This is a genomic window from Guyparkeria halopsychrophila (assembly GCF_044582135.1).
Lineage (GTDB): Bacteria > Pseudomonadota > Gammaproteobacteria > Halothiobacillales > Halothiobacillaceae > Guyparkeria.
Window position 1 is genome coordinate 1 of the sequence record NZ_JBDODP010000042.1, and the last position, 5,349, is coordinate 5,349.

A 5,349-nucleotide genomic window follows, 5' to 3' on the forward strand; every position below is an offset into this window, starting at 1 on the left:
TCTGCGCCGCAGCCAGAACATCCACCGGCAGCACGTCGATGTCGACAAGGCGCGCCGGGCCGAGCTCAAGGCACAACTGCCGGGTGTGCTCTGGTTCACGGGCCTCTCCGGTGCCGGCAAGTCGACCATCGCCAACGCGCTGGAGAAGAAGCTCGCCGCCGCCGGGCAGCACACCTACCTGCTCGATGGCGATAACGTGCGCCACGGCCTGAACCGGGACCTGGGCTTCACCGATGCCGACCGGGTGGAGAACATCCGTCGCGTCGCCGAGGTGGCGAAGCTGATGGTCGACGCCGGCCTGATCGTGCTGACCTCGTTCATCTCGCCGTTCCGTTCCGAACGTGAGATGGCGCGAGGCATGTTGGACGAGGGCGAGTTCGTCGAGATCTTCGTCGACACGCCACTGGATGTCGCCGAGGAGCGTGACGCCAAGGGCCTGTACAAGAAGGCACGCCGTGGCGAGTTGAAGAACTTCACCGGCATCGATTCGGCCTACGAAAAACCGCAGGCGCCCGATCTGCACATCAAGGCCGCCGAACTGTCGGCCGACGAGGCCGCCGATCGCATCCTCGCGTTCCTCAAGGAGCGCGGCATGATCACCGCCGTCTGAAGGCAGGAAGCGTAATGAAAATCGACACGGCATTGCTGGATCAGGTCACCGCCATCGCCGAAGAGGCGGGGCGGGCGATCATGACTATCTACGCCCGGGACTTCGGGGTCGAGGAGAAGGCGGACAAGAGCCCGCTGACCGAGGCCGACCAGGCGGCCCACAACCTGATCAGCGACCGACTCGCCCCAATACTCGGGGGTATTCCGATCCTCTCGGAAGAGGACGTCGAGGGCTTTTGCGGTGCCGATGACGCAGGTCGGTACTGGCTGGTCGATCCGTTGGACGGCACCAAAGAATTCATCAAGAAAAACGGCGAGTTCACCGTCAATATCGCCCTGATCGAGAAGGGTCGGCCACGTCTTGGTGTTGTCCATGCCCCGGATCTTGCAAGAACCTACATCGGCTGGCCTGGCGAAGGTGCCTGGCGTATCGACGCCGATGGGGCGCATTCGATCACAGTGGCTGAGGATCGTGATGGCCCTTGGCGAGTGGTTGGCAGCCGTTCGCATGCAAGCCCCAAGATGACCGACTGGCTGGCCGAACTGGGCGAGAGCGAGATGGTGCCCATGGGCAGTTCGCTCAAGCTCTGCCTCGTCGCCGAAGGTGCAGCCGACGTCTATCCCCGTTTGGGGCCGACCAGCCTCTGGGATACCGGGGCCGCCCAGGCCGTGGTCGAGGGCGCCGGGGGCAAGGTGCTCGACCCGCGCGGCGAGACGCTGGATTATTCCCGGACTGACAAAGTGCTCAATCCGCACTTCCTCGCCCACGGCAGGCGGTTGACCCACTGGCCAGCATTGGGGGAGTGATTTGTCGGATCTGTCGGTCCGCTAGGTGAACGGCTGTTGGGTTGAGGTGAGTTCCATCAGGTGGGTCTAAGGCCCTGTTGGGTTGGGCTGTAGCCCCACACACCTCAGCACCACCGTCATTCCCGCGAAAGCGGGAATCCAGAGGACGAAGCCACCAAACCCGGCTCTGGATCCCCGCTTTCGCGGGAATGACCAGCTTGTGGCGTGCTTTCGAAGCCGCATCGGATTCAGCCGACGATTCGCGCGATCACCTCCGCTCGACCGTGCTTTAGCCAACACACAAGCAACCAACACTCGAATTCCACACCCTCAAACCCACCTCATTGAGATACAATCCCGCGCTAATCAATCCGAATGAAATGGGAAACGGATTCATGTGCGGAATCGTCGCAGCGGTAGCCGAGCGGCAGGTGGGGCCCATCCTCCTGGAAGGATTGCGCCGTCTGGAATACCGCGGCTACGACTCGGCCGGTGTGGCCTTGCTGGATGAGGGACAGGGGCTGGCCTCGGCGCGCGCCGTGGGCAAGGTCGCCGCTCTCGCCGAGAAACTCGAAACCACGCCCATCACTGGTCAGCTCGGCATCGCCCACACCCGCTGGGCGACTCACGGCGTACCGGTCGAACGCAACGCGCACCCGCATCTCGCGCCGAATTGCGCGCACGGCCGGGTGGCGGTGGTGCACAACGGCATCATCGAGAACTTCGCCACGCTCAAGGTTGAACTGATTGATAGCGGCTGTGCCTTCGCCTCGGATACCGATACCGAGGTCATCGCCCACCTCATCCATCACCAACTTGAGGCGGGTCTGTCGCCCGAGGCCGCCTTCCATGCCGCCGTCGACCGCCTGCAGGGCGCGTTTGCGTTGGCGGTGATCATCACCGATGCCCCGGAGACGCTGTTCGTCGCCCGCCAGGGCAGCCCGCTGGTCATCGGTGTGGGCATCGGCGAGCACTTTGCCGCCTCGGATGCCCTCGCGCTGCTGCCGGTCACCCAGTCGTTCGTCTATCTGGAAGAGGGCGACCGGGCGGTCATCACCCGCGAGACGCTCGCCATCACCGATGCGGCGGGCAACCCCGTCGAACGCCCCGTGCGCCAGTCCGCCCAGCGCGCCGAAAGTGCCGATCGCGGCCGTTTCCGCCACTTCATGCTCAAGGAAATCCACGAGCAGCCGCAGGCCATCGCCAATACCCTGGAAGGGCGCATCGCCGACGGCCATATCCTCCCCGCGGCGTTCGGCGTGGGTGCCGACGAGATCTTTGCCTCGGTCGAGCGCGTACAGATCATCGCCTGCGGCACCAGCTACCACGCCGGCATGGTGGCGCGCTACTGGTTCGAGGACATCCTCCGGCTACCCTGCGCCGTCGAGGTGGCCTCCGAATTCCACTACCGGCACCCGGTCGTCAGTCCCAACACCCTGATCGTCGCGCTGTCGCAGTCCGGCGAGACGGCCGACACGCTCGCCGCGATCCGCATGCTCAAGCGCGAGGACCCGACCCGTCCCGTGCTCGCCATCTGCAACGCCCCCGAATCCTCGTTGGTGCGCGAATCGGACCTGGTGTTGATGACCCGGGCCGGGCCGGAGATCTCGGTGGCGTCCACCAAGGCGTTCTCCACCCAACTGGTCTCGCTGGCCCTGCTGCTGCTCGCAGTGGGCCGCGCCAGCGGCCGCATACTGGAGCCCGAAGAGCAGCGCATCGTTGCCGGTCTGGAGAAGGTGCCGGGCCGCATCCAGGACGCCCTGGACCACGGCGACCGCGTGCGAGACCTGGCAGAACTGCTGGTGGAGAAGGAGCATGCCCTGTTCCTCGGCCGTGGGCCGATGTACCCCATCGCCATGGAAGGGGCACTGAAGCTCAAGGAGATCAGTTACATCCACGCCGAGGCGTACCCGGCGGGTGAGCTTAAGCATGGCCCGCTGGCGTTGATCGACGAGACCATGCCGGTGATCACCATCGCCCCGCAGAACGAACTTCTCGACAAGCTCAAATCCAATATCGCCGAAGTCTCCGCCCGCGGAGCCGAGCTGTTCGTGTTCGCCGACGAACGCGCCGGGTTGCACTCGGCGGATTTCACCCACGTACTGCCGGTAACGTCGAATGTCGGGCGCATCAGTGCGCCGATAATCTTTAATATCCCGCTCCAGTTGCTGGCCTATCACGTGGCCGTACTTAAGGGCACAGACGTGGACCAGCCGCGGAACCTGGCCAAGTCGGTCACGGTGGAATAACGAATTCGTATGAAAAAGGACCAATCGATGAACGAAATCCGGCCCAGCCAGCCGACCGCCACCAATCCCCCCCGATTTGACGATGAGATTGACTTGGTGGACCTGGCGCTTGCCCTGTGGCGGCGTAAGTGGTTCGTGGTCTCGGTGACATTAGCAGTCGTCGTGCTGGCGGCGCTCTATGCATTCGCTCGTGGCGAAGCCGTGAAGGCCACCGCGTTCGCATCGATTTACAGCCTTCCAAAGACCATTGATCAACGCGGTGACGACCGTTACGTCATCGAGCCGGGTGCGGTGATGCAGGTCACCCAGCGGGTGTTCGTGCCCAAGTCCCTGAAAATGGACCGGGAGGCCAACCCGCCGGAGGAATCCCGGGAACTAGAGGTCAAGCTCGACCAACCCGAGGACACAGCGCTTGTCGTACTGGAGACGGAGGCTACCGAGGCCGAAGCCGACCGCGTCGAGGCGCTGCATGAGTCAATCACCGATCGCATCGCGGGCCTTGTCGAGAGTGAGGTCGAGGAACTGCGCGGGAGACTGGATCGTCGCATCGAGATGCTGGAAACCCGCCTCGACAACACCGAATCTCTGGCGGAATCCCTTGCCCAGACGGGCGGGGACCTCGCGGAGATTTCGCTCGAGATTTCAAAGGTGAAGGCTGACCTGCTGTCTGCGGAACTGGAAAAGTCGTCGCTCAAAGGCGGCCGTCTGGTCGAGCTGGGCCAGCAACGGGATCTGGAGAATGGCGTTTCCAGTGCGTTGATCATCGCCCTGGGCGCCATCCTCGGCTTGTTCGCCGGCCTGTTCGCCGCGCTAATGGCCAACTTCATCGCTGCCGCCCGTGAACGCCTTCACGGCGAGAGCCAAGCCGAAGATTAAATAACAAAACGATATTCCCATGACGACAACCAACACCTTCCATCCGCCCGAAAATGTCAAGATCGCCATGGTCGGCCTGGGCTACGTCGGCCTGCCGCTGGCCGTGGCCTTCGGCCGTGTCCAGCCCGTGGTCGGATTCGACATCAACGCCAAACGCATCGCCGAGCTGAAGGCGGGCATTGATCACACCCGTGAGGTCGAGCCTGACGAACTGGCCGAGGCAACACAGCTCTCCTTCACCGACCGCATGGAAGACATCGCCGACTGCAATGTCTTCATCGTCACCGTCCCCACGCCCATCGATCGCTACAAGCGTCCGGACCTCAGTCCGCTCATCTCGGCCTCGAAGACAGTCGGCCAGGTGCTGACGAAGGGTGACGTGGTCATCTACGAGTCCACCGTCTACCCCGGTGCCACCGAGGACGACTGTGTGCCGGTGCTCGAACAGACCAGCGGGTTGACGTTCAATCAGGACTTCTTTGCCGGCTATAGCCCCGAGCGGATCAACCCCGGCGACAAGGAACACCGAGTCGCGGACATCATGAAGGTCACGGCCGGCTCCACGCCCGAGGCCGCCGAGTTCATTGACGGACTCTACCGCCGCGTCATCACGGCTGGCACGCACCTGGCCCCCGCCATCCGTGTCGCCGAGGCCGCCAAGGTGATCGAAAACACCCAACGGGATGTGAATATCGCCCTGGTCAACGAACTGGCCATGCTGTTCAATAAGATGGGCGTCGATACCCAGGCCGTCCTCGAGGCCGCCGCCACCAAGTGGAATTTCCTGCCGTTTAAGCCGGGGCTGGTCGGCGGGCACTGCATCGGCGTT

The 5,349-nt window shown here is 63.5% G+C and carries 5 protein-coding genes; all 5 read left to right on the forward strand.

Features of this window, described 5'->3' with window-relative positions; all coding sequences use genetic code 11:
* Positions 1–610 (forward strand): adenylyl-sulfate kinase (gene cysC / locus ABGV18_RS11330; protein ID WP_396586127.1); only part of this gene is annotated, 610 nt, incomplete at its 5' end.
* A gap of 14 nt (positions 611–624) precedes the next feature.
* Positions 625–1,416 (forward strand): 3'(2'),5'-bisphosphate nucleotidase CysQ, encoded by a 792-nt coding sequence (cysQ, locus tag ABGV18_RS11335; protein ID WP_396586128.1) that lies wholly within the window; start codon positions 625–627, stop codon positions 1,414–1,416.
* A 374-nt stretch (positions 1,417–1,790) separates the two neighbouring features.
* The gene (gene glmS, locus ABGV18_RS11340) at positions 1,791–3,644 is read left to right on the forward strand and encodes a glutamine--fructose-6-phosphate transaminase (isomerizing) (protein ID WP_396586129.1); all 1,854 of its coding nucleotides are present in this window, start codon (positions 1,791–1,793) and stop codon (positions 3,642–3,644) included.
* 27 nt (positions 3,645–3,671) lie between these two features.
* Entirely contained in the window at positions 3,672–4,520 is an 849-nt protein-coding gene (locus tag ABGV18_RS11345; RefSeq protein WP_396586130.1) for a Wzz/FepE/Etk N-terminal domain-containing protein, read from the forward strand.
* 19 nt (positions 4,521–4,539) lie between these two features.
* Positions 4,540–5,349 (forward strand): nucleotide sugar dehydrogenase (locus tag ABGV18_RS11350; protein ID WP_396586131.1); only part of this gene is annotated, 810 nt, incomplete at its 3' end.